The sequence below is a fragment of the Paenibacillus tengchongensis genome (assembly GCF_008973665.1).
Classification (GTDB): Bacteria; Bacillota; Bacilli; order Paenibacillales; family Paenibacillaceae; genus Paenibacillus_AQ; species Paenibacillus_AQ tengchongensis.
Genome location: NZ_WACP01000020.1, coordinates 26,238 through 50,890, shown reverse-complemented (window position 1 = coordinate 50,890; position 24,653 = coordinate 26,238). Strand labels below are relative to the sequence as shown.

The following is a 24,653-nucleotide window of genomic DNA, read 5'->3' as shown; positions in this document are numbered from 1 at the left end:
ACGTCTCCCTTAAATAAGCTTCTTGCGGAAATGCTCGCTGACCCTTTCGATCGCATAGACCGTGACAATCAGAACCAGAATGATCATTCCCACAGCAGGGTAATCCCGCCAGCCGAGCCCTTCGTTAATGAGCAGACCGATGCCTCCGGCACCGACCAAGCCCAGAATCGCCGCGTACCGCACATTTCCCTCGAAACAGTAAAGGGAGGTGGAGATATAACCCGGAAGCACCTGCGGCAGGACCGCGAAGCGGAAGGCCTCAAGCCGGGTCATGCCCAGCGATTCCATCGCTTCAAAAGCCCCCATATCCACATTCTCAATCTGCTCGTACAGCAGTTTACCGACGTAAGAGATCGTGAAGAGCATAATCGCCACCGTTCCTGCCATCGATCCCAGACCGAACACGAAGGTGGCAATAAGAGCAGAGACGAGTGTCGGCAGCGTGCGGAGCAGGCTGAGCAACGCTTTGCTGATGATTATCACAATTCTAGACTGCACAATATTGGAGGAGGCCGCCACGGCGACCGGAAGAGCAATCCATGCACCGATGATGGAGCCCAGGAGCGACATCTTGATGGTATCCAGCAGCGGGGACCAGATGCCCGATAGGCTTCCCCAGTCCGGCGGAATCATTTTATTAATAATGGTAAAGAATTCATGTATCCGGTCAAAAAGCACCGGGAAGCTGAAGTTTGTAAACTGTGCCGACAGCACCGTGCAAACCGCCAGGATAAGGACGACGAGCGGCGTGCGGGAGCGTTTCTGCAGCACGATTTTTCCGCCAGGCAGCATCATTTTTTTAGGGGGAAAAAGCTTATCAAACATAGGCCGCCTGCTCCTCCATCTCCGCTTTCTCCGCTTCCCACTTCCCGCCGTAAATCTCCTGCAGAATCTCCTGCGTCACCTGGGAGGCTTCGCCGTCGAACACAACTTCACCCTTGCGGATGCCGATTACGCGGTCTGCATATTCGAGCGCGATCTCCACATGGTGGATATTCATGATGACGGAGATATCCATCTCCTTATTGATTCTCTGGAAGTCATCCATGACGATGCGGGCGGTAACCGGGTCGAGTGAGGCAATCGGCTCATCCGCCAGAATGATATCCGGGTTCTGGGCGAGTGTGCGGGCCAGCGCAACGCGCTGCTGCTGCCCGCCGGACAACTGGTCGACGCGGACGAAGGCTTTGTCCAGAATGCCGACTTTATCGAGGGCCTCCAGCGCTTTGATCTTATGCTCCTTGTGGAAGATGCCCGTCAGCTTCCGCCACAGGGGAAGACCCGGCACGAAGGATACCAGCACATTGTTAATCACCGTCGTACGGGTCACCAGGTTAAAAGACTGAAAAATCATGCCGATTCTGCGGCGGAATTTGCGGATATGCCGTCCTTTAAGTTTGGCGACATCGACCTCGTCAACCAGGAGGGTGCCGCTGGAAATATCATGTATACGGTTAATGCAACGGATTAACGTTGACTTCCCGGCTCCGGAGAGGCCGATGACGGCAACGAATTCACCTTGCTTGATTGTCAAATTAATATTGCTCAGGGCCTTGGTGCCGTTTGTATACGTCTTGGTTACATTCATAAACTGAATCATGGGGCATTCAATCCTTTAGTAGATTTGGAAGTAGCAAAATGAGAACATCATGATCTCATGATGCTCTCATTCAAGTTTCATGCGAACTGTGCAGTTGGCCGGCTTATTTCATGCTGCGGATCAATTCCTGCGCATCCCGTTCACCGTCGTAGTCGGCAGATTGCGCTAATTTATAGCCCTCGTGAGAGTAGATAGAGATAACTTCCTTGCCTTCATCCGTGCCCGCAATCGCGATGAATGCATCCTGCAGGGCTTTCTTCAGCTCATCGTTCATGATCGGGGAGTTCTTGCTTACACTGACCGTGTCATTGTAGATCGGCTGCGTTACACCGATCACATTGGTTTGATCCCAGATCGAGCCGGTACCGCCGTATTCGCTGGTCCATTTCTCTTCGTTGTCGCGGCGTGCGTCGGCAAAGGCCACAACGATGTCAGCTTGTCCCACGGCGAGACGGGCAAAGGAGCTGCCATAGGAATCGGATTGCGTTACTTTGGACAGGTCGGTCAGGCTCTTGCCATATTTCTCTTGCAGCCACAGGGTCGGGTAGATGTAACCTGCGGAAGAAGAAGTCGACATTACAGCCCAGTTGGCGCTGTCGAGGTCTTCCCAGGTCAGCTCTTCGCCGTTGTTGACCTTAGCGGCAAGCTCTTGTCCCTTGGCGGAAGGTCCGGTGATGAGCAGGGAGCGGTAATAGGAAGCCTGCTGATCGTCAAGACCTGTAGTCGGCTTGTTGTCGTTCCAGTCTTTAGGATTATCGGAATCATTGGAAAGCGCCTTGCGTGTAGCTGTCAGAATAACCTCGGCTCCGTCATCATACAGCGTGTACGTACCGCCCGGAATCAGGCCGACATCTGTAGTTCCCGCGCTGAGCGCTTCACCGACTGCTTCATATGTTGTGCCCACATCGATTTGCACATCGCCCACCGTGTAGCCTTGAGTACCCAGTTGTTGTTTCAGCAGCTCCTTCAGCGGCTCGGTTGCCGTAATGATCTGATCCGGGTCCTTGGAAGGAACAAAGCTTACCTTCAGCACGTCAATTTCTGTATTTGCAGGTTGCGTTGCTTCCGCTGCCGCTGCCGCTCCATTGTTTGTTGCTGCTGCATTATTAGCAGCTTCTCCGTTGTTACCCGCATTATTGTTTGCGCTGCAACCCGCCAACAAACCGATCGCCAGTACACCTGCAAATAAGTGCTTGATTCTTTTCTTCACTTGGAGACCTCCACTTTTTTGTCTTGTACAAGACTATTTTTTTGTGTGCTTAACCACTATATAATTCATTTGTTAAATTTCAGGCCGTTTATTGTCATCGTGATGATAAACCTCACCTAGAGCCTGTAAGCCCGGGAAATTGTGTGATAGAATAAGCCGATCTTTTTAGAATATGCTATCGCCAAAGGAGTGCAACGATGTCATTCGAGCAATGTGAAGTGGTTCTGCTGGAAACCAGTGATCTGCACGGATTTATACTGCCGCGAAGCTATGCCACCCGGAAAGAGGTGCAGCACGGCTTGGCCTGCATTGCCAGCAGGATCAAGGCCGAGCGGCAACAGCATCCCCATACGCTGCTGCTGGATAACGGGGACTGCCTGCAAGGTACCCCGCTGACGTATTATCATGCCAGGGTAAACAGCGGGCTGCCGAATCCCGTAATCGCCTGCTTAAATGAGCTGGGTTATGATGCCGCTGTACCGGGCAATCATGAATTCAATTACGGACTGCCGTACCTGCGGAGTGCCGTGGAGGCTTCAAGTTTTCCGTGGTTATCGGCTAACATTGAGGATGCTTCCACCGGTCAGCCTGCCTTCGGTGCACCTTATCTGATACGAGAACTGGACAACGGTGTGCGGATCGGGATTCTCGGCCTGACCACTTCCTACATCCCTGTCTGGGAGCAGCCGCAGCATATCGCGGGCCTGCGGTTCGCCGACCCGGTGGAAGCGGCCCGGAAGTGGATTCCGGTCATGCGTGCGGAGGAGCGGGCCGATGTCATCGTCGTGTCCTATCACGGCGGCTTCGAGCGCGATCTTGAAACGGGCCAGCCGACGGAGCCATTAACCGGGGAGAATGCCGGTTACGCACTCTGCGAAGAGGTGGAAGGAATCGACGTGCTGCTGACAGGCCATCAGCACCGGGCGATTGCAGACTGCAGCATCAATGGCGTCTGTGTAGTGCAGCCCGCCAATGAAGGCCGGTTCCTGGGCAAAGTAACGCTGCAGATGGAGAAGCATCCGGAAGGATGGAGGATCACTGACCGGAGATCAGAGCTGGTCTCCGCAGAGGAAGCTGAGCCGGACCCAAGCATTGAAGAGCTTATCCATGAGATCGAAGCGTTAACGCAGGAGTGGCTGGATCAGCCGTCCGGCTATGTGGATGGGAATATGACGGTGCACTCGCACTTTGAGGCCCGGGTTCGCGAGCATCCGCTGATGGAGTTCATTAACCGCGTGCAAATGGATGCCTCGGGAGCAAGCATCTCGTGTGCAGCCTTATTCGATAACGTCTCTCCCGGGTTCGGTGAGCGGATTACGATGCGTGAGATCGTGTCCAATTATATTTACCCGAATACGCTGAAGGTTCTGCGTGTGACCGGAAACGACATTAGGGCGGCACTGGAGAAATCGGCCGAATACTTTGAAGTGAACGCCGAGGGAGACTTGGCCGTCAGCCCGTCTTACCTGGCACCGAAGCCGCAGCATTATAACTATGACATGTGGGAAGGGATCGACTATACTTTGGACATCTCGCAGCCTATAGGCCAGCGGGTGACCCGGCTGGAGCGAAACGGAGAGCCTCTTATAGCAGAAGCGCAGTACGACGTGGTGATGAACAATTACCGGGCCAGCGGCGGCGGGGATTTCGCGATGTTCCAGGACAAGCCGGTCGTGAGAGATATCTCGACCGACATGGTTGAGCTGCTGGCCGATTATATCCGCGGGCGGGGCCGCCTCACGGTCTCAGTCAATCATAACTGGAGCGTAGTGAACGGGGCGGCAGAGAGCTGAGGGGGAACGGCGGGTACGAATAAAGAGGGAGAGTTGCGGGCGACTGAAGCAGGCCCGGGCACTTGAGACAAATCTTCGTTTCGATCGTTCCTCTGTTCTGCAATTTATAAAGGAGCATGAAGAAGAGCTTGGGAGGATAGCCAAAGTGCTTAACTTGCAACTCTGCATGACATTAAGCGGTATGTAGCTTTGATTCTACAAGGAGAGAGCACCACAGAGCTGCGGCTTGACATGATGACCAGGCACAAGCAGGCGGTGCTGGACGAGATTGCGTCGATGACGGATGCCCTGAAGGGTATCGATGTGAAGATTAACCGCTACACAGAGCGTTTACAGAAATACAAACAGAAAAGAGGAGCACATATGAAACTCTCAGGAAACACGATACTGATTACCGGCGGAGGTGCCGGGATCGGGCTGGCTTTTGCCGAACGGTTTATGAAAGCGGGAAATCAGGTGATCGTCTGCGGACGGCGTGAAGAGGTGCTCAAGCAGGCGCAGGACAAGCTTCCCGGCTTGATCACCCGTGTCTGTGATTTGAATGCCGAGCCCGATAGACTGGCTTTGTTCGAGTGGGTCACCGCAAACTATCCGGAAACTAATGTGCTGGTGAACAATGCCGGGATCCAGCAGCGGTTCAATTTGCTTAAGGCGGATGCCAGGCAGAACTGGAGTTACTACAATCAGGAGATTACCACGAATATCGAAGCGGCGTTCCATCTCGCGATGCTGTTCACCCCGTTTTTTGCCGAAAAAGAAGATGCCGCGATCATCAACGTAACCTCCGGACTCGCCTTTACGCCGTTTGCGGTTGCTCCGATCTATTCCGCAACCAAGGCGGCGCTGCATTCGTTCACGGTGAGCCTGAGACACCAGCTGTCCGAGACCCCGGTCGAGGTCATTGAGGTTGCACCTCCGGCGGTGAATACGGATTTGGGCGGTGCGGGACTGCATACGCATGGCGAGCCGCTGGATGCTTTTGCCGACGGGATATTTAAAGGTCTGGCTGAGGGAAAGCAGGAGATTGGCTACGGCACCTCCGAAGCCCGCCTGCGGATGTCCCGGGATGAAGTGGATGCGTACACGGCCAGTATGTATCAGGCCTCGAAAGGCATGATCGAGTAATGTGATGGGCAGACGGCGAATCCCCCAGCATGTGGAGGATTGCTGTTCTGCTCTTTTTTGGTCCTATGAACGTTGGAAGCCGCGGAAGCCCTGGAGGTCCCGGATTCTTCGGTTTCCGCAGGCTGCTTTACCGGTTATATGCAGCTACGTAATCGTCATTCCACAGCTGAACTTCGATGTATTTGTTCTGCTGATTGAGTTCCTCAAGGAAAGCGTTGATATCAGCGGAGGTTTCGGTAATGAAGTGCAGCAGCGATTCCAGGTTAAAGAGCTCCATACGGTCAGGGGAATCCAGCTTTGACATGCTGTCGCCATAGGTGAAGCTGATATGAGCAGGGTCAATATCGCTTAGGGGGATCCGTGTGGTTAAGCCATTTTCAAACCAGGCCTTCAGATAGGTACTCTCCCCCAGGACAAAATAGAGCGGGTGCGCATGCCGGGGTTGCCCGCCTAATTGAATAAAAGAGCTGTAAAGCCACTCCTCGGTGCGCAGTCTTTTCTGATAGTAACCGTCAAAGTCTCCGCTGCTAAACCGGCTGAATGAGGTGAAGGAAGGGCCGGCAAATTGCGAGAGCCTCTTAGCCAGGGAGTAAGCCTCTTCCGTGGAAAGACGGGTGAGGCTATCCAAAGGGGAGCATCGTCTATCGCGGTAATTGGTAATGTATAACGGGTTCATTCCGGCAGTCTCCTTACCTATGGTTATATCCGAAGTATACCTGCTGCTTCAATACATTGGACATCCGCCTGTATGACAACTGGATTTGAGTTCACATTTATATGAATCCGGATAGAGTTTCGTACGGCGCTCATTGCAAACCGGGAATACCTTTGCTACCGTTACAGTTATATAGCGGAGAAGGAAGGTTTACATATGGCGGAGACGATGCAAGTGTTCAAGGCAACAGGGCAATATGTCAAAATGATCGGACGCACTCATTACTATAACGGCGCGTTATGGCTGGCTTTGTCCGGCAGCGGGGTGGAGTTCTCTTTTACCGGGAAAAAGGCGGTTATTACTATTAAAGGCGATCAGATCGCCGAAGGAGCTACGAACCAGGCCCGCATCGGCATCGAAGTGAATGGGGTGCGGGTGGTCGAGGAGCAGATCATGCAACCGGTGAAGGCCTATACCGTGTTCGAGAGCGGCACTGAGCAGCAGGTTACAGTAAGAGTGCTGAAGCTGTCCGAGGCAGCGATGTCCACGGCGGCGATTCAGGAGATTGCCGTCGATGCGGAGGAGGGAATTCAGCCCACGCCGGGTAACGTACACCGGATAGAGTTCATCGGCGATTCGATCACCTGCGGCTACGGGGTGGACGACGAGCATGAGCTGCATCCCTTCGCCACTGCTACGGAAGATGTCACAAAAGCCTATGCCTACCTGACTGCGCAGGCTCTGGAGGCCGACTACAGCATGGTATCGTACAGCGGATACGGCATTATCTCCGGGTATACGGACAACGATCAGAAGCTGACTACGCATCTTTTGACGGATTACTATGAGAAGCTGGCCAAGTCGGAGGGGAGATTGGACGGTACGCTGGACCCGCTTAAGGTAAGCTGGGATTTCAGCAGGTTCGTGCCTGAGCTCATTGTGATCAACCTGGGTACCAACGATGATTCGTACACCAAGGATGATGCCGCCAGACAAGCGGAGTATGCGGAGCAATATGCCGAATTTCTGAAAAAGGTTAGACGAAACAATGAGGGGGCTACCATACTTTGCACACTCGGCATCATGGGAGACCGGCTGTTCCCTTGGCTGGAGCAAGCGGTGGACAGCTATACCGAGACAACGGGCGATACGAATATCGCCACGATGAAGTTCGATGTGCAGCTCGCCGCCGACGGTTACGCCGCAGACTTTCATCCATCCCAGGCGACGCACCGCAAAGCCGCGCAGAGGCTGGCTGCCCATATCAAAGGACTGATGAACTGGGATTAATATCAATTGGAACCGCCGCAGTTCAAAAACAAGGCCCTGGAGATGCTTCAGGGCCTCTTTTTTCACCTCTTTTTTTACCGTACCGCTGCTTTAAAAATATCACATTTCCTCATACTCCGCCGGGTTCTGATCCCATAAGCGGCCGTCTTTCCGGTTAAAGCGTGCGAACACCTGCATTTCCGCTTCCGACAGCTCGAAATCGAAGATACCGAGGTTCTCCTTCTGGTGCTCAAGCGAGCTGGCCCGCGGAATCGGAACCGCACCAAGCTGGATATGCCAGCGCAGAATAACCTGGGTCGGTGTCTTGCCATGGGCGGCGGCGATGCCGGCGATTGTCTCGTCCCTCAGCATATCGTGGCCGCGGCCCAGCGGACTCCAGGACTCCGTAACAATCCCGTGTTCGGCATCCTTGGCACGCTGCTCCTCCTGATGGAAATAAGGATGAAGCTCGATCTGATTGACGCTTGGCGCGACGCCGGTTTCTTGAATAATACGGTCGAGATGCTCCGGCAGGAAGTTGCTGACGCCGATGGAGCGGACATAACCGCGTTTCTTCGCCTCAATCATCGCCTGCCAGGCTTCGAGGTAGCGGTCCGTTTTTGGATTCGGCCAGTGGATCAGATACAGGTCGTAGTAATCGAGCCCGGCTCTGAATAAGGACTCCTCAATCGTTTCCAGCGCTTCCTTATAGGCATGGTGACGGCCGGGAAGCTTCGAAGAAATCCGCAGTTCTTCTCTCGGTACCGAGCTCTGACGGACAGCTTGTCCGACGACCCCCTCATTCTCATAGTTGAACGCCGAATCAATCAGACGGTATCCGGCATCAATTGCGTTATTAAGCACCTGTACGCCTGCGGCCCCTTTTATAAAGGCAGTCCCGAACCCGATGGCAGGGATCTTCGTGCCGTCATTCAACACTTTTTCCGGAATCATGTTGCTCATCCTGAGAGCCTCCTCTTCGAAGTTAATGTTCACGATAACACTTCTTACCCGCACAAGCAAAAAAGGGAACAGGCTGATGCCCGTTGGTAACAGATTTAACTGTTTTTTGTTCTGGAATTCATGAATCTTTTTAATATCAACAAATTGTTAAACCTTTTTAAATTATTTAATTGTTGACGACAAAATAAGCCTTACTTCGACACGACATTAAGACTACTATTAGCTTTAGAAAAAGGGAGAAATTACTATACTGCTAATAGAAATGGGAATCTAAACGGGAGGGGTGAATAGGAGAGGAATAAATAATCAGGCAGCAGAGTGACGGTACTCTACCTGCCGGCTTGAAATAACCATTAAGTTGTAAGCGGTTAATTTTAGGAAAGAGACGAAAGGGGACAATGGGTCCGATATGAAGATCATCCATAAAATGAGGAGCAGCAAGCTGGCAATTTTAGCTTTTGTATGCGCTTTAATACTGGGGGTTGTCGGTAGCGGCAGCGTCTACGGGGCGGCCAGTTCATCAACTACCTCGAACACCACGAGAGTGTCTGTGCATGACCCTTCCATCACGTACGATGCTTCTACGGGCAAGTATTATATTTTTGGCTCGCATCTGGCCCAAGCCTCCAGCACGGATCTGCGCAACTGGTCGAATCTGGGGACCCAGGGCTACACGAATTCCAGTCTGTACGCGCCATCTACTTATGAGGGCTACTATTATATCAAGAACAAGAACAGCGGGTTATATCTGGATGTCGTAAATGGTTCGGCGGCCGATGGGACCAACATTCAGCAATGGACCTACAACGGCTCGGATGCACAGAAATTCCGGATTATGTACTCCGGGAACGGAGACTACTATCTTCTGACCGGAAGCTCGGCTTACAAAAGCGGCATTGATGTCTTTGAAGGCTCTTCCGCGAACGGGGCTAACATCGATCAGTGGAACTACTGGGGCGGCAATATGCAGCTGTTTAAAATCCAGCAGAATGCAGACGGCACCGTCGCGTTCCTGTCGAAAGCGTCGAATTACACAGCCGCCATTGATGTGGCTGACGGAAGTACGGCTGCCGGTGCCAACATCCAGCAATGGAATTACTGGGGCGGCGACATGCAGAAGTGGGAGTTGGTGAAAGCCGGCCCTACAGGCAATTCAGCGAGAAGTGCAGGTGCAGCGCTAAGCTCGGCGTTGGCGGTGCCTTTTGCCTGGGCCGGATATAACGATCAGGACAGCTCGGGCGGGCAGTCCGTATGGGCGCCGGGTCCGGTGTACAATCCGTCTTATGTATGGGCTGACGGATCGACAGGGGCGTATATGCTGTACTATTGCACTTCCTCGACCTATATCCGTTCGGCGATCGCCTACAGTGTCTCGAAGTCGGTGTCCGGGCCGTACGAATATGTCGATACCATCGTCTATTCCGGGTTCACCAGCGGCAGCAATCCGATTACAACCACCTCGGCGCTCGGTACCAAGACCGTAGATACCTGGTACAAGTACACCAATATTCCGGAGCTGATCGACAGCGGCACTTTATCGGGAACACGCAGCGGCTGGTTCAACAGCGGCGGCGGATTCAACAACACCTCTTTCCCGAACGCGATCGACCCGGCACTCGTATATGACGGCAGCGGCAAGCTATGGATGAGCTACGGTTCCTGGTCGGGTGGCATTTATCTTTTGCAGATTAATCCGGCTACCGGCAAGCCCTACTACCCTGGATCCGATAACGGGAATACCGACCGCTATTTCGGCAAGCGGATTGCCGGAGGGTACGGGAAGACAGGTGAAGCTCCTTATATCGTATATGATTCCGCTTCTGGCTATTATTATCTCTATGTGACTTATGGCGGCTTGGCCAACGCGGGCGGATATCATATCCGGCTGTACCGCTCGGCCACCATCGACGGAACCTACACCGATGCCGCCGGCAATTCGGCTGTGTATGCCTCCGCTTCTGTGGACCAGTCGGGGTACGGGATCAAGCTATTCGGAAATTATAATCTGTCCGGTATTAATCTCGGCTATAAATCGGGCGGCCATAATTCTGCACTGATCGATACGGACGGCAGAAGATATCTGGTGTACCACACCCGGTTCAACAACAACACTGAAGGACATGAAGTTCGCGTGCATCAGCAGTTCATGAATCAGGACAAGTGGCCTGTAACAGCGGTATATGAATTTCTGGGCAGCAGCATCACCTCGTCAGGGTACAGCGCAAGCGATATGGCGGGGACTTATCAGTTCATTGACATGGGGCTGGATGCTGCGACGTCCAACGTGGGCATGCTGACCACGCAGAGCGTAACCTTGAACAGCAACGGAACCATCAGCGGAGCGGTGACCGGCACCTGGTCCAATACCTCCGGAACGTACTACTGCACGATGGTTATCGGCGGCGTTACGTATAAGGGCGTGTTCTTCAAGCAGCGCAACGAGCTGTCCAGTCACAATGAAGTGATGACCTTCTCCTTAATCGGCTCGAACAACCGATCGATTTGGGGTTCGAAGTAAACCGTACGTAGCAGTACAAGCAAAAGACACCCCGCGGGGTGTCTTTTGCTGTTAACAGGAGCTCTGTTTCAAAGGAAGATCAAAAGTCACTGTGATGTATATCACCGAAAATAATATTTAAATTTTTAATAATAACAATAACAGACAAAATGCTTGAAGAGTAATTAGCGGCAGGAGGTCAAAAGCGTGGCTAACATTCATAAATCAGTAAGGGAAGATGTAATTATCGAGCGGGTACAGGAGCTGTTTCAGTGCAGAACGCTATGGTCGGAAGGGCGTCCATGTCTGGAATATGACACTGAGGAAGAGCTGAGCCGGATTGCTGAATATGTAAAAGCGATTTTTGAGTTGGATCTGCTGGACGTGTTCTTTACCGTCATTGAAAGTCTTCCGGCGGAGTAGCCGCCGGAATTCAGTCCTCTCCGCCCTCCAGCTTCGCTACCGCTTTCCCCGGAGTTAGTCTGCCGGTCTTCGCACTGGTTCCTTCCTTCATCTCCGGCAGGTGCTTCCAGTATTTCTTCGGCATCAGCGAGGAGCGCAGGCGGTCGTTGCGGCGCTGCTTGATGCCGATGGCATCGTAGAAGCTGCTCCACAGGCGGCGGTAGTGCTCTTCGTCCTCGTCCGGCTCGGGCGGGGTCCATTCCTCCAGGGTAACGATGGCTTCCCGGCCGGGCTCGTGAATTAGGGCCGCCCGGTGAGTCTTGTCATAAATCATAAAGCTCTCGCCATGAAACCGGTCGCAGAAATGGTCCTGAATGACCGGCAGGATGTAGTGCTGCGGTTCAATCACCGCGGCCATTACCGGGCCGTACACGGAGAACCGCAGGAAGCCGAGATAATGATGGCCTTCGCGCCGGACCAGCTGGACAGCCTTATTCAAGGCATTGACGGTATCGTCGGCCAGCATGTTCATCACCTTCCTGCCGTGCGCAAAGCCTAGTTGCAGGAACTGGAGCAGGAGCAGCTCCTTGTCCGGCGTATTGCTATAGAAGCCAAGGCGGACCAACTCCTCCGCCTGCGGGCTGATGCGCTTCGGAATGGAACTCAGGACGCGCTCCGCCTTGGCCGGGTCGGTCTCAATCCATTTGGATTCCAAGAGCAGGCCCACCTCCGCCGTATCCGAGTGAATGGCCAGAGGGGTCTCCTTCCAGGTATAGCTCTCGAATACGCAGCACAGCATTCCTTCGAAGCTGCCGTCATAGGTGTAGGCCAGGTCGGCTGTCTTAAACATCGAAGGCCGCTCCTTCCGCTGTGATGGCCGTCTCCAGGGCAGCCGCAGGCAGTGCTGCGGCTGCCGGCAAGGGGCTGAGCTCGGCATCATCGAACAAGCTGAGCTGTTCGACCTGCGGGCCCTGGAACTGGGCCAGCTCTGGACCGGACATGAGCGAGCGCAGCAGCGTATGCTCGCCGACCTTCAGCCCTTCCAGCATCCGGCCTCTGCAGGTGATGAAGAATTGGGCGCGTTTCAGTACGACGCCAAGCTTCTTAAGCGCCTGGAAGTCGAGGCTTCCGGCCCGGCGGGCCTTCACGATCCGCTGCGCGCTTCTTACACCGATACCCGGTACCCGCAGCAGCATTTCGTACGGCGCGCGGTTAATCTCCACCGGGAACTGCTCCCGGTGATTAACGGCCCAGCTGCATTTCGGGTCGAGCAGCGGATTGAAATTCGGCGCTTTCTCATCCAGCAGCTCGCTGGCCTGAAAGCCGTAGAAGCGCAGCAGCCAGTCCGCCTGGTAGAGCCGGTGCTCGCGCAGCAGCGGCGGCTTCGTATCCAGGGCCGGCAGCAGGGAGTGTTCCACCACCGGTGTATAGGCGGAGAAGAAGACGCGCTTCAGTCCGTATTTCTTGTAGAGGCCCTCGGTGAGGGTAATGATCCGCTGATCGGTATCGGGCGTCGCCCCGACAATCATCTGGGTGCTCTGCCCGGCGGGGGCGAAGCGGGGCGCGTGATTGTATTTCACGACATCGTAGCGGTTCTCGTTAATTCTCTCCTTGATCAGGCCCATCGGCTGAAGGATGGACTGCTTGCTCTTATCCGGGGCAAGCTTCTCCAGACTGCCCTGGGAGGGCAGCTCAATGTTGACGCTCATGCGGTCGGCCAGCAGGCCGAGCCGGGAGAGCAGCGCATCATCTGCTCCGGGAATCGCCTTGACATGGATGTAGCCGCCGAACTTATAATCATTGCGCAGCAGCTCCAGGGCGGCTATCAGCTGCTCGGTGGTGTAATCGGGATTGCGCATAATGCCGGAGCTGAGAAACAGGCCTTCTATATAATTGCGGCGGTAGAACTGCATCGTAATATCGGCAATTTCCTGCGGGGTAAAGGCCGCCCGCCGGGTAGGATTCGACTTGCGATTGACGCAGTAAGCGCAGTCATATACACAGCCGTTGGTCATAAGCACCTTCAACAGGGAGATGCAGCGGCCGTCTGAAGCGAAGCTGTGGCAGATGCCCATGCTGACTGTATTGCCCATGCCTCCTGGCTGCCCCGACCGGCTTGAACCGCTAGAAGTGCAGGCTACATCGTACTTGGCCGATTCCGTCAAAATCTCAAGTTTCTCCATCAAGTTCACGTTCGTATCCCCCTCATATCCAAAGTATATTACGAACGTTTGTTCTTGTCAAAGCGCGGATTCTTGTGCTGTGAGGTGCTTAGCGAGTGGTTAATTAGCATCGCGGCAGGGTGATGTTGTAGTGTGATTTTGGGGATTAATGTGCGGTTATCATCGGGGAGACAAGGGGGAGAGTAAATGGATGAAAAGGGCCATTGCGATTCTGCTCTCTTCTACCCGGTATCTCTTTGGACATACTATTCTTACATTTACCCGGGTCCCTCAGGTTATGCATTGGAGAATCGTTGGTGGTGCGAAGCGCTTGCGGACTCAGCAGGCGTTATTTCCCGTTTTTGCTTTGGGCAAATAAGTCGCTAAGGTCCGTTAGCATTGGGGCTAACAATAGCAATACACAACTTGCAGACCCGCCTGCAGCTGCGGCCGGTGAATAATGTATGCGCATTCTTATTGTGCTATAATAACATTTAATAGTTTGCAAGAATATTTTCTAGAGCTATCAATATATCAATCAGGAGTGTTGCGGAAGAATGAGGTATAATATCTGGCGTCCGGTGATGCTGATTGCAGTTGTGTTCCTGACAAGGTCTCTGGTGATGAATTTGTCCCTGATCCTGGGGGCTACGGAGGGTACGGCCGACAGTCTGGCGATGCTGGCTGCGGTGATTGCGGCGTTTGTGATGTATTACCGGTTTACGAACGGCAGACGGCGTAAGAAGTAACGGTTACAGCAGGTGTACGCTAGTCGGGTAACTTCATAGGCACAAGTAAAAAGACACCTGACCGGGTGTTTTTTTGTGTCTTCTGTTTTATTTCTTTTATGAAACCCCGACCGGAGATGAGTTAAAACATTCATCCAACCACCAATTGAAGTATAATGTTATGGACACCAAGAAGAGAGGAACTGAGATGTAATGAGTAAGTTCATATCGGGAGTATTGCTTTTCATCGCTATTTTTTTCAGCTTGCCCGGCCAGGCATTTATGGAGCCGTCCTTGGAAGTGAGCTTTCAGGATGAGCAGCTGGAGCAGGCAATCAGGCAAATATTACATAAGAGCGATAATGAAGCCGTCACGCAGCAGGATATGAAATCCTTAACGGTTGCGGATCTTTCAGGCCGGGGGATTAAAAATCTGCAGGGCTTGGAATATGCTCTGAATATAACGGAGCTTGATGTGTCCCGGAACGAGATTGAAGATATTGGACCGCTTAAACCATTGACTAACATGGACCATCTTGATATCGGGAGCAACCGGATATCGGATCTCCGCGGACTTGAGGGGATGACCCGGCTGATATCTCTGGAGGCGGGAGCCAATCAGATCAAAGATCTTGCTCCTTTAAAAACGCTGACCAACCTGAGTTTCTTGGATCTCAAGTACAATTTGATTTATGACCTGGGGCCTTTGAAATTCCTTAAGTACCTTTCTTACTTAGATCTGACTGACAACCGTGTATGGAACCTGGACCCTATTCGCAGCCTTAAGTTCGATAAATACTATGACACGGGAGCACTGATATACACACTGCAATTAAACTATAACTATTTGGATTTGAGAAGCACGAGCAAGAACTATCAGCTTCTCGACGAGCTTAACGGGGAAGGCTATCATTCTACTCAGCGAAAAGTCGAGCGGTTAGTGATCGGCAGCACCACCGCCTATGTCTGGAACAGTGCCATTAAACTTAGCGAGGCACCATTTATTTCATCAAGCCGCACCTATGTCCCCATCCGGTTTGTGTCCAAGTGGCTGGGCGCGGAAGTAAGCTGGAATCAGAGCAGCAAAGAGGTGACCATCCGCAAAGGAAGCACGACGATTCGCTTAAAGGTGAACGAGAAGAAAGCCAATGTAAACGGAGAAACAGTATCCATTGATGCACCGTTGTTATTGAAGAATAATAGTACATTCGTACCGGTACGCTTTGTATCCGACTTATTGGAATCCTCGGTAGAATACATGGCAAATCCTAAAACAGTGCTCATCTTCGAGAAAAAATAGACAGGATTTCCGGTGAAAATACAGCAAAAAGCCCGGCCTTCAGGGGCCAGGCTTTTTGCTGTATCACAGCGCTTATGAAGCAGCGCCTATTTCAGTTCCTTCCAAACCCAGCTTTCCACTTCCGGCAGGTCGAAGCCTTCCTCGCGGATAAAAGCATGGTGCTTCTGCACCATTGCGTCCATTTCGGCTGCGATCGCGGCGTAGTTGGCTGCATCCGGCAGGCTCAGCACCGCTTCCTTGACCAGATCGAAGCGGTCCATCTGGTTCAGGACACGCATGTCGAACGGAGTGGTGATGTCGCCGTTCTCACGGTAGCCGTGCACATGCAGGTTATGGTTGCTGCGGTCGAAGAACAGGTCTTTAATCAGGCCTTCGTAGCCGTGGAATGCGAAGATCACCGGTTTATCTTTGGTGAAGAAGCCTTCGAATTCTGCGTCGGACAGGCCGCGCGGATCGAGCTTCTGGCTTCTCAGCTTCAGCAGGTCAACAACGTTGACGTAGCGGATCTTCAGCTCAGGCAATTTCTCATGCAGAATGGAGATGGCTGCAAGAGCTTCCATCGTCGGCTCGGTGCCGGCGGAGGCGAAGACGACATCCGGCTCGCCGCCCTTGTCGGTGCTGGCCCAATCGATAATCTTGAGACCCTTCTCCACCAGCTCCTGCGCTTCGTCGGCGGAGAACCACTGCGGACGCGGATGCTTGGAGGAGACGATCAGGTTGATCTTCTGACGGTCGTTCAGAATCGTATCGAATACAGCCAGCAGGGTGTTGGCATCGGCCGGCAGGTATTCACGGATGAATTCCGGCTTCTTGTCGGCCAGATGGCCAAGCAGACCCGGGTCCTGATGGGTATAGCCGTTATGGTCCTGCTGGAACACGGTGGACGTAGCCACTACGTTCAGCGATGGAATGTCTTCACGCCAGCTTTGGTCGGTTGCTTTGCGCAGCCATTTGAAGTGCTGGGTAATCATCGAGTCCACGACGCGCAGGAATGCTTCATAGCTGTGGAAGAAGCCGTGGCGGCCGGTCAGCACATAGCCTTCCAGCAGGCCTTCCGCCTGATGCTCGGACAGCTGGGAGTCGATCACCCGGCCGTACGCAGCCATGAATTCGTCATTCGGCTCGATAATGCGGTCCAGCCATTGGCGTTTGGTCACTTCGAAGACAGGTCCCAGACGGTTGGACATCGTTTCGTCCGGTCCGAAGATCCGGAAGTTGCGGTTTTCTTCATTCAGCAGCAGCAGCTCTTTCATATATTGGCCGAGCACGGCCATATCCTGGGCAATGATTTTGCCCGGAGCGGAGTTATCCAGTGCATAATCGCGGAAATCCGGCAGACGCAGGTCCTTGATCAGGCGGCCGGCGTTGGTTACCGGGTTCATGCCCATACGGCGGTTGCCGGTCGGCAGAATGGCGGCGATCTCGGCGTTCAGGCGGCCGTTCTCATCGAACAGCTCTTCCGGTCTGTAGCTGTTCATCCATTCCAGCAGGGCCGGAGCATGCTTCATGTTCTTCTGATCTACAGGAATCGGCACCTGGTGAGCGCGGAACGAGTTGGTGTTCGGTACGCCGTCCCATTCCTTCGGACCGGTCCAGCCCTTCGGAGAGCGGAAGACCAGCATCGGCCACAGCGGACGGGCAGTGTCGTTGTTCTCGCGGGCATTCTTTTGAATGGCTTGAATGCGCTCAACAATGGTATCCAGCACCTTCGCCATTTCCGGATGCATCAGCTCGGCATCGTCGCCTTCCACGAAGAACGGCTCCCAGCCCATGCCGGTGAAGTAAGCGGTCATTTCTTCCCGTGTCTGGCGGGAGAGGATCGTCGGATTGCTGATCTTGAAGCCGTTCAAATGCAGAATCGGCAATACGGCACCGTCCGTGATCGGGTTGATGAAGCGGTTGGAGAACCAGGAAGCAGCCAGCGGGCCGGTCTCGGCTTCGCCGTCGCCTACCACTACAGCGGAGATCAGGTTCGGGTTGTCGAGGATGGCGCCTGCGCCGTGGGACAGGGAGTAGCCGAGCTCGCCGCCTTCATGAATCGATCCCGGAGTTTCCGGAGCCGCATGGGAAGCTACGCCGCCGGGGAAGGAGAACTGTTTGAACAGCTTCTTCAGGCCAGGGATATCCTGCGTAATTTCCGGATAAATTTCGGTGTAAGTGCCGTCGAGATAGGAGTTCGATACCATGACCTGGCCGCCGTGGCCGGGACCCTCGATGTAGAACATATCCAGATCATATTTGGTAATGACACGGTTCAGGTGGGCATAAATAAAGTTCTGGCCCGGAATCGTTCCCCAGTGTCCGATCGGTTTTACTTTCACATCCGCATCCTTCAGCGGTTCTCTTAACAACGGATTGTCCTTCAAATACAGCTGGCCTACCGAGATATAGTTCGTAGCCCGCCAGTAAGCGTCCAGCAAATCCAGATACGTTTTCGAAGAATAATCAACACTCGCAGTCGATAATCCCATGTTCTCCACTCCCTAATCCATTTTTCTATACATGCTTCCTAAAACAAACCGTCAAGTTCTTTTTTTCACAAACTAATCATACCGCTTCGCCGAATTAATTCAACCTTTTTTATAATTGATACGGTCCAATTTTGTGAAATATTGAACATAGTATGAAATTATGTGGAAATCCACTGATCTGATTTCGCTGTTTATGGTATATCTGCAAAAAAAGAGGGATTATTTCTAATAAAAACGTTCCTTGCGGATAGGTTTCGCCAAAAGCAAAAAAATAAGACCGGAACCGGAGTTCCAGTCTTATCCTATTGTCCTGATCTTTTATTGCACGGAGACAAAGGTATTAAATTTCAGGTACTTATAATGGAACCGCATATGGGAAAACTCAAAGGGGGTACCGTTGTCCAGGAAGAAGATGCCCTCCATAATTCCCACGGGTTCATGCCCGGCCAGATGCAGCAGATCCTGGTCATTCGCTTCCGACGGCTCGGCGAAGATCGACAGGAAGGACTTCGTGACGTTGAGGTTGCGGGAATCCTCCAGATAGTTAAAGATCGAGCCTTCGATAATGCTCTGATTGAGATCCTGCACGATTTTGATCGGAATATAGCCGGTTTCAATCATAAAAGGCTCTTCATCGAACAGCCGCAGCCGGACGATCTTATAGACAAAATCATGTGGTCCGAGGAACAGGTCGCGCTGCAGCTCTTCGGTCGGCGGAATCACTTCAAACTTCAATACTTTAATCAGCGGCTTCTTGCCGTGCATCTGAAAGTTGTCCGTGACCCCGAGGTTGGAGCCTTCGTAGTTAAAGATCGACTCGTTCTTTATGTAAAGCGGATTGATGAAGGTGCCGGAGCCGCGCTTCTTGAAAATAATGCCGTTGTTCTCCATCTTGGTAAGCGCCCGCTTAATGGAGCTGCGGCTGACCCCGTAGGTTTCACTGAGCGAGCGTTCGTCCGGCAGCCGCATATCGGCAAATTTCCCGGCAAAAATTTTATCTTTGAGATCATCGATAATTTGCTTATAGACGAATTGGGTCATGGGGGACTCCTTATTTAAGTTCTATATTAACTATATCATAATCCCAACTGCGGTTACACCGCCGAGTCCCGTTTAACTGTAAGGTTTTCTGCAATTTAGGGGGGCTGTATATTTATAATTTGAGGGGTTGTATATTTACATTGAAGTTGATTAAATAGGGATAGACTCAGGATGGGAGAGAAGTGCGCATTGAATACTGACAAAATTGGAATTCCACTTGAAGGCTTTGCCGAATTTAGCCGTAAAGTTGCCGCGGAAGGTGCGGTATTGCTGAAAAATGACGGACAGGTGCTTCCGCTCCGCAATCACGAAAGCGTTGCAATTTTTGGCCGGACACAGGTGAATTACTACCGTAGCGGAACCGGTTCCGGCGGCAGTGTGCATGTAGCCTATACGACGAACCTGCTGGACGGCTTGCGCAGCAAGGCGAATATCGCCGTCAATGAAGAATTGGCAGCGGTTTACGAAGAGTGGATTAAAGATAATCCGTTCGATAACGGAGGCGGAGGCTGGGCAGCCGAGCCGTGGCATCAGAAGGAGATGCCGCTAACGGACGAGCTGGTAGCTAAGGCCCGGAGCAAGTCGGCCAAAGCGATTGTGGTCATCGGCCGTACGGCCGGCGAAGACCAGGACAATGCCAATGAGCCGGGCAGCTATCAGCTGACGGATGATGAGCTGGCAATGCTGAAGCAGGTGACCGCCCATTTCGAACAGACCGTCGTGGTGCTGAACGTTTCCAATATTATTGATATGAGCTGGCTGAACGATGACAGCTATGTGCACCCGATTGCTGCGGTCATCTATGCGTGGCACGGCGGGATGGAAGGCGGCAATGCGATTGCCGACGTACTCGCCGGCGATGTAACGCCAAGCGGCAAATTAACCGATACGATTGCCTATACGCTGGAGGATTATCCTTCGACCCGGAATTACGGCAACGAGCTCAAGAACCTGTATCAGGAAGATATTTATGTCGGATACCGTTATTTCGAGACGTTCGCACCGGAGCGGGTGCAGTTCGAGTTCGGCTATGGCATCTCTTATACGCAATTTGACGTTAAGCCGGGCGCAGCCCAGGCTGTGGGAACGCAGGGAGAGCAGACGATCGAAATCCCTGTAACCGTGTCCAATACCGGAACCGATTTCGCCGGCAAGGAAACGGTACAGGTCTACTACTCGGCGCCGCAGGGTGAGCTCGGACAACCGGCGAAGGTGCTGGCCGCATTCGCCAAGACGCGCGAGCTGCAGCCCGGCGAATCGCAGGAGCTCACGCTGAGCTTTCCGGTGTCCGCAATGGCCTCGTATGACGACGGCGGCGTAACCGGACACCGTTCCGCTTACGTGCTTGAAGCCGGAACGTATACTATCTATGCAGGGAACAGCGTGAAGAAGGCGGCCGCTGTGACTGTGGAGGGACAAGCGGGCTACACGGTTGAGTCTCTGCAAGTGGTGCGCCAGCTGGAAGAGGCGCTGGCACCGACCGAAAGCTTCAGCCGGCTGAAGCCGGGTGCGCTTAAGGAAGACGGCTCTTATGAGCTGACTTATACCGAGGTGCCGGTACAGCAGATTTCATTGGCCGAGCGGATTGAGAGCAGACTGCCGCAGACGCTGCCGCAGACCGGGGATCAGGGCTACAAGCTGCAGGATGTGCGGGACGGCAAGATCAGCCTGGAAGCCTTCATCGCCCAGCTCGGCGACGAGGACCTGGCCGCCATCGTGCGCGGCGAAGGAATGGTCAGCCCGCTGGTTACGCCGGGGACGGCCTCCGCTTTCGGCGGCGTCACGGATAGCCTGTTCAGCTACGGCATTCCGGTCGGCTGCACGGCCGACGGCCCGTCCGGCATCCGCATGGACAGCGGACACAAGGCAACCCAGGTCGCCATCGGCACTCTGCTGGCGGCTACCTGGAACGCGGAGCTGGTAGAGGAGCTGTACGTCCTGGAAGGCCAGGAGCTGCTGCGCAATGGCATCGATGCGCTGCTCGGACCGGGCATCAACATCCGGCGCAGCCCGCTGAACGGACGCAACTTCGAGTACTTCTCCGAGGACCCGCTCGTTACGGGTATCTTCGCGGTAGCCTGTGTGCGCGGTATTATGAAGGGCGGCTCCAATGCTACGCTGAAGCATTTCGCCTGCAACAACCAGGAGAAATACCGCAGCAAGGTCGATGCGGTAGTCTCCGAGCGCGCGCTGCGCGAGATTTACCTGAAGGGCTTCGAGATTGCCGTTACGGAAGGCGGCGCCAACTCGATCATGACCTCCTACAACCCGGTCAACGGGCATTGGGCGGCGTCGAACTATGATCTCAACACGACGATTCTCCGCGGCGAATGGAACTTCAAGGGCATTGTGATGACCGACTGGTGGGCGGTTATGAACGATGTGGCCTATGGCGGTCCGGCCGACCGCAAGAACACGAACATGATGGTCCGGGCACAAAATGACCTGTACATGGTCGTTACCAACTATGGTGCAGAGACAAATGCCTATGGCGACAATACGATTGAATCGCTTGCAAACGGTACGCTGACGCGCGGCGAACTGCAGCGCTCGGCGATCAACATCTGCGAATTCCTGATGCAGGCGCCGGTGTCCGCCAGAGAGCTGCGGACGGCCGAGACGCTGGAAGCTTTTGCGGCCGATGCAGCGCTGCAGGCAGACGGCGCTCAGGCAGTAACTGACGGCAGCACAGTGAAGCTGGCGGCAGACGGAGCCACGCTCATCAACGTGGAGCAGGCCGGCGTCTACCGGGTATTCGCCAATGTCATGTCGGAGGAGCCGGAGCTGGCCCAGAGCGCTGCCAACGTCAGTTTGAACGGGCAAGTGGCGTTGACGGTGCAGACCAACGGCACCGGCGGCAGCTGGATCAAGCTGAAGCAGGTCAAGGTGCAGCTGGAAGCCGGTCTTTACAAGCTGGACATCGAGCATGTGAAGCCGGGCATGGAGCTGGCTTCGCTGGAGTTCAAGCTGGTGTAACAACCGGCGGGAAATTGCATAGAAAATAAGCAGAGCAGCGATTTTCCGGTTGGCGGAGGATCGCTGCTTTTTTGATGTGCGCCTATGCTTTCTTGTTTACCGGCACATAGATATCCATCACCGTATCCGGCCGGAAATGGCACCGCTCGTCGTAGAACTCGAAATCCAGCTTTGATTCATCATACACGTAGCCGCTCTCCGGAAACCATTCCTCGAAAATATATTTCCAGGTCGCTCTGATCGCATTCGGGAAGTCCTGTTGATTGGCCTCCCCGTCTCTGCCTCCTGCCGTAACGTCCACAGGCGGTGTGGTGAATACGGCATAGGTGGCTTCAGGAACCTCCAGAGTAATCATGTCGGGCGTCACCTTGCTGAAATCCTCGACGATGACCCCCAGTAAATAGACCAGATGGTCGCTGTCTTTGGATTCGGGGACACAGATGCCGACTTCGCCGTGCCTAGGCGGATTAAGCTGGTCGTACATCTTCGTCTCCCAGCCGTTCGTGTCGTAGCTGTTCCAGAAAGCGGCGATATCCTTAGTAAAGCTGCCGTCTGCAATGTGGGTGGTAATGCCGTAGCCCGCCACTTTAAAGGACGGTTTCGTAATAAACGTTGGAATCATACTATAGCCTCCATAATCAGATCGTATTGTTGGTTGCACAAGATTATTTCCGGCCCGTGCCATCCGGAGTGCATATTGCCCGGGGCTGTACCCGAATTCCTTGCGGAACGCTTTGGTGAACCCGCCCTGGGTCTCAAAGCCGAATGCCATCGCGATATCCAGAATCCGCTTGCCCTCATGAAGCTCCTTTGCAGCCAGTGCCAGCCGTCTTTTCCTGACATATTCCATGACCGGTACACCCATGCATACCTGAAACACTCTGCAGAAGTGGTACAAGGAGTATCCTGCATGGCGTGCGACCATCTGGATGGTCAGGTCTTCTTTGATATGGGTTGCGATATACTCGATGCTGCGCTTGATGTCTTTGCTGTAGTTCAAGGCGTCACCTCTTTTTCTTCCCGTACGGTTAATTGTATTGTAGCAAGTTGTGGCGGAGCCGGTTGTTCCTGGATTGCTGTTTGTTTAAATCCATTTTAAAACCACGGATCATTCTTTAGTTTGGAGTAAGACAATCCATTTGGCCGGATGGTAGAATCTGTGACGAGAAGGGAGGGAGGATCGAATTATGGTAAGCGGACGGAATTCCGCGTGTGGATTTAAGATGCCAATCAGTCTACCGCCAAGTATGCGACTCCGGTCATTGACAGAGCGGTGGGCACGGCTTGGAGCGGAGCGGCTGAGATGGCGGTGAACCGCTATCAAATGGCCTGGCAGAGTGCTGGCGGCACGGCCGAGGCGCTGCGGGACGATGAGAATTTGTATGTGAAGATTCAGGCGAACGACGCTCAGCTTGATAAATCCAGCCCCAACGTGTGGGAGCAGGACTCGGTCGAGATCTTCCTGGATGAGAACAACGGCAAGACGGTATTCTATCAGGATGACGACGGACAATACCGGGTGAATTTTGACAATGAGACCTCATTCAATCCGGAAAGCATCGCTGAAGGCTTTGAGTCGGCCGTCAAGGTGTCAGGCACAAGCTATACGGTGGAAACAACGGAAATAATAACGGTAATAACGGAGGCACCCCTGCCTCGTCCGGCACAACCGGCGGCAGCGTTGAGGCCAAGGACGGCAAGGTAACCATCAAGCCTGAATTGAAGGTGACCGGCGGCAGTGCGGTGGGAGCTATTACCACGGAGCATGTGAAGAAGGCACTGGAGCAGGCCGAGAAGAAGAGGTGTCGCCCGGGCCCGAAGGCTTGCGGCAACACCTCTTTATTGGCTTATCGGGTAGTGCCTGCTCCCGATACCCCAAGGCCCCCTATAACCATCTGCCGGGGGTTCTCTGAAGTTCCTGGCCGCCCCAGCCGCCCTGGGCGCCCTGAGCATCGGGGCTGTCCTCAGCCTGGCCGCCTTGACCGGCTCCGTTGCCCATCAGTCCTTTCAGCCCGTTCATAAACGGGCGGATCTGCTTGACGAGGCCGTAGCCCATCTTCATGACCGGGTAGGCCCGCTGGATCATGCCGAAGAAGCGCAGCCCGCCGCCAAGCGCAGCACCGGCGCCGGAACCGCCGAGGAAAGAACCGAGCAGCGGCATGAAGGCTTTGACTTCGGCTTTGGTATGGGTCTTGGTTGTTGCACGGGCCTTGGCTCCAGAAGAGCGTCCGGCTGCCGGTTTGTGCTTTCCCTTACGGTTACGCTTCACTGGCTCCTTGGTCAGAATGAGCGCTTCCTTCTCCAAGTCCGTTATCCATCCTACATAGGTCCGTCCATTGTGCAGGGTAACAACCACCTTTTGCCCCTTATACCGTTTGGCTTGTGTACGGACCCGGGTCGTATTTGCCATTATGGATTCACCTCGCTCCATGGAAGAGTTACTTTATAGTACACAAAACCAT

General features: G+C 53.7%; 20 protein-coding genes. 9 read left to right on the top strand and 11 right to left on the bottom strand.

The genetic code is table 11. The features are described from left to right. Positions 1–9 precede the first annotated feature (9 nt). From phnE to F1381_RS25725, 3 genes are all read right to left on the bottom strand, one after another. Positions 10–825 (bottom strand): phosphonate ABC transporter, permease protein PhnE, encoded by an 816-nt coding sequence (gene phnE / locus F1381_RS25735; RefSeq protein ID WP_151737695.1) that lies wholly within the window; start codon positions 823–825, stop codon positions 10–12. Beyond that, entirely contained in the window at positions 818–1,600 is a 783-nt protein-coding gene (gene phnC / locus F1381_RS25730; RefSeq protein ID WP_151737694.1) for a phosphonate ABC transporter ATP-binding protein, read from the bottom strand. Before phnC ends, phnE begins: the two co-directional genes overlap by 8 nt. Positions 1,601–1,703: 103 nt before the next feature. Beyond that, entirely contained in the window at positions 1,704–2,810 is a 1,107-nt protein-coding gene (locus F1381_RS25725) for a phosphate/phosphite/phosphonate ABC transporter substrate-binding protein (protein WP_151737693.1), read from the bottom strand. A gap of 197 nt (positions 2,811–3,007) precedes the next feature. Between F1381_RS25725 and F1381_RS25720 the strand changes: the two genes are divergently transcribed. Both F1381_RS25720 and F1381_RS25715 read left to right on the top strand, forming a co-directional pair. Beyond that, on the top strand, positions 3,008–4,603 hold the full coding sequence (locus tag F1381_RS25720) for a bifunctional metallophosphatase/5'-nucleotidase (protein WP_151737692.1): 1,596 nt from the start codon (positions 3,008–3,010) through the stop codon (positions 4,601–4,603). 363 nt (positions 4,604–4,966) lie between these two features. Then, the gene (locus F1381_RS25715) at positions 4,967–5,728 is read left to right on the top strand and encodes an SDR family oxidoreductase (RefSeq protein ID WP_151737751.1); all 762 of its coding nucleotides are present in this window, start codon (positions 4,967–4,969) and stop codon (positions 5,726–5,728) included. A 127-nt stretch (positions 5,729–5,855) separates the two neighbouring features. On the opposite strand, the gene F1381_RS25710 is transcribed toward F1381_RS25715, so the two are convergent. Then, positions 5,856–6,404 (bottom strand): hypothetical protein, encoded by a 549-nt coding sequence (locus F1381_RS25710; protein ID WP_151737691.1) that lies wholly within the window; start codon positions 6,402–6,404, stop codon positions 5,856–5,858. A gap of 195 nt (positions 6,405–6,599) precedes the next feature. Between F1381_RS25710 and F1381_RS25705 the strand changes: the two genes are divergently transcribed. Next, the gene (locus tag F1381_RS25705; protein WP_151737690.1) at positions 6,600–7,673 is read left to right on the top strand and encodes an SGNH/GDSL hydrolase family protein; all 1,074 of its coding nucleotides are present in this window, start codon (positions 6,600–6,602) and stop codon (positions 7,671–7,673) included. A 99-nt stretch (positions 7,674–7,772) separates the two neighbouring features. On the opposite strand, the gene F1381_RS25700 is transcribed toward F1381_RS25705, so the two are convergent. After that, a complete protein-coding gene (locus F1381_RS25700; RefSeq protein ID WP_151737689.1) occupies positions 7,773–8,615 on the bottom strand; it encodes an aldo/keto reductase in 843 nt (280 codons plus the stop codon). A gap of 409 nt (positions 8,616–9,024) precedes the next feature. Between F1381_RS25700 and F1381_RS25695 the strand changes: the two genes are divergently transcribed. Continuing rightward, positions 9,025–11,133, top strand: coding sequence for an RICIN domain-containing protein (locus F1381_RS25695; RefSeq protein WP_151737688.1), 2,109 nt, complete (start codon positions 9,025–9,027; stop codon positions 11,131–11,133). Between the two features lie 186 nt (positions 11,134–11,319). Beyond that, the gene (locus F1381_RS25690; protein WP_151737687.1) at positions 11,320–11,535 is read left to right on the top strand and encodes a hypothetical protein; all 216 of its coding nucleotides are present in this window, start codon (positions 11,320–11,322) and stop codon (positions 11,533–11,535) included. Between the two features lie 10 nt (positions 11,536–11,545). Here F1381_RS25690 and F1381_RS25685 read toward each other — a convergent pair whose 3' ends face one another. Continuing rightward, positions 11,546–12,364, bottom strand: coding sequence for a TIGR03915 family putative DNA repair protein (locus F1381_RS25685; protein WP_151737686.1), 819 nt, complete (start codon positions 12,362–12,364; stop codon positions 11,546–11,548). Next, a complete protein-coding gene (locus F1381_RS25680; protein ID WP_246188204.1) occupies positions 12,357–13,697 on the bottom strand; it encodes a putative DNA modification/repair radical SAM protein in 1,341 nt (446 codons plus the stop codon). The genes F1381_RS25685 and F1381_RS25680 overlap by 8 nt, the downstream gene beginning before the upstream one ends. A 536-nt stretch (positions 13,698–14,233) precedes the next feature. Between F1381_RS25680 and F1381_RS25675 the strand changes: the two genes are divergently transcribed. Beyond that, entirely contained in the window at positions 14,234–14,425 is a 192-nt protein-coding gene (locus F1381_RS25675) for a hypothetical protein (protein WP_151737684.1), read from the top strand. Between the two features lie 192 nt (positions 14,426–14,617). After that, complete coding sequence (locus F1381_RS25670) at positions 14,618–15,703, top strand: stalk domain-containing protein (RefSeq protein ID WP_151737683.1); 1,086 nt, start codon at positions 14,618–14,620, stop codon at positions 15,701–15,703. An 86-nt stretch (positions 15,704–15,789) separates the two neighbouring features. Here the strand turns inward: F1381_RS25670 and F1381_RS25665 are convergent, their stop codons facing one another. After that, positions 15,790–18,174: a phosphoketolase family protein gene (locus F1381_RS25665; protein WP_151737682.1), complete on the bottom strand. Its 2,385-nt coding sequence runs from the start codon at positions 18,172–18,174 to the stop codon at positions 15,790–15,792. Positions 18,175–18,492: 318 nt separating this feature from the next. Further along, a complete protein-coding gene (locus F1381_RS25660; protein WP_151737681.1) occupies positions 18,493–19,215 on the bottom strand; it encodes a GntR family transcriptional regulator in 723 nt (240 codons plus the stop codon). A 189-nt stretch (positions 19,216–19,404) separates the two neighbouring features. Between F1381_RS25660 and F1381_RS25655 the strand changes: the two genes are divergently transcribed. After that, positions 19,405–22,191, top strand: coding sequence for a glycoside hydrolase family 3 C-terminal domain-containing protein (locus tag F1381_RS25655; protein WP_151737680.1), 2,787 nt, complete (start codon positions 19,405–19,407; stop codon positions 22,189–22,191). 82 nt (positions 22,192–22,273) lie between these two features. Here F1381_RS25655 and F1381_RS25650 read toward each other — a convergent pair whose 3' ends face one another. Beyond that, complete coding sequence (locus tag F1381_RS25650) at positions 22,274–23,191, bottom strand: AraC family transcriptional regulator (RefSeq protein WP_151737679.1); 918 nt, start codon at positions 23,189–23,191, stop codon at positions 22,274–22,276. A 273-nt stretch (positions 23,192–23,464) separates the two neighbouring features. On the opposite strand from F1381_RS25650, the gene F1381_RS25645 reads away from it, so the two are divergent. Next, entirely contained in the window at positions 23,465–23,896 is a 432-nt protein-coding gene (locus F1381_RS25645; RefSeq protein WP_343043469.1) for a sugar-binding protein, read from the top strand. 180 nt (positions 23,897–24,076) lie between these two features. Here the strand turns inward: F1381_RS25645 and F1381_RS25640 are convergent, their stop codons facing one another. Further along, positions 24,077–24,601, bottom strand: coding sequence for an LSm family protein (locus F1381_RS25640; protein ID WP_187355571.1), 525 nt, complete (start codon positions 24,599–24,601; stop codon positions 24,077–24,079). Positions 24,602–24,653: the final 52 nt, after the last annotated feature.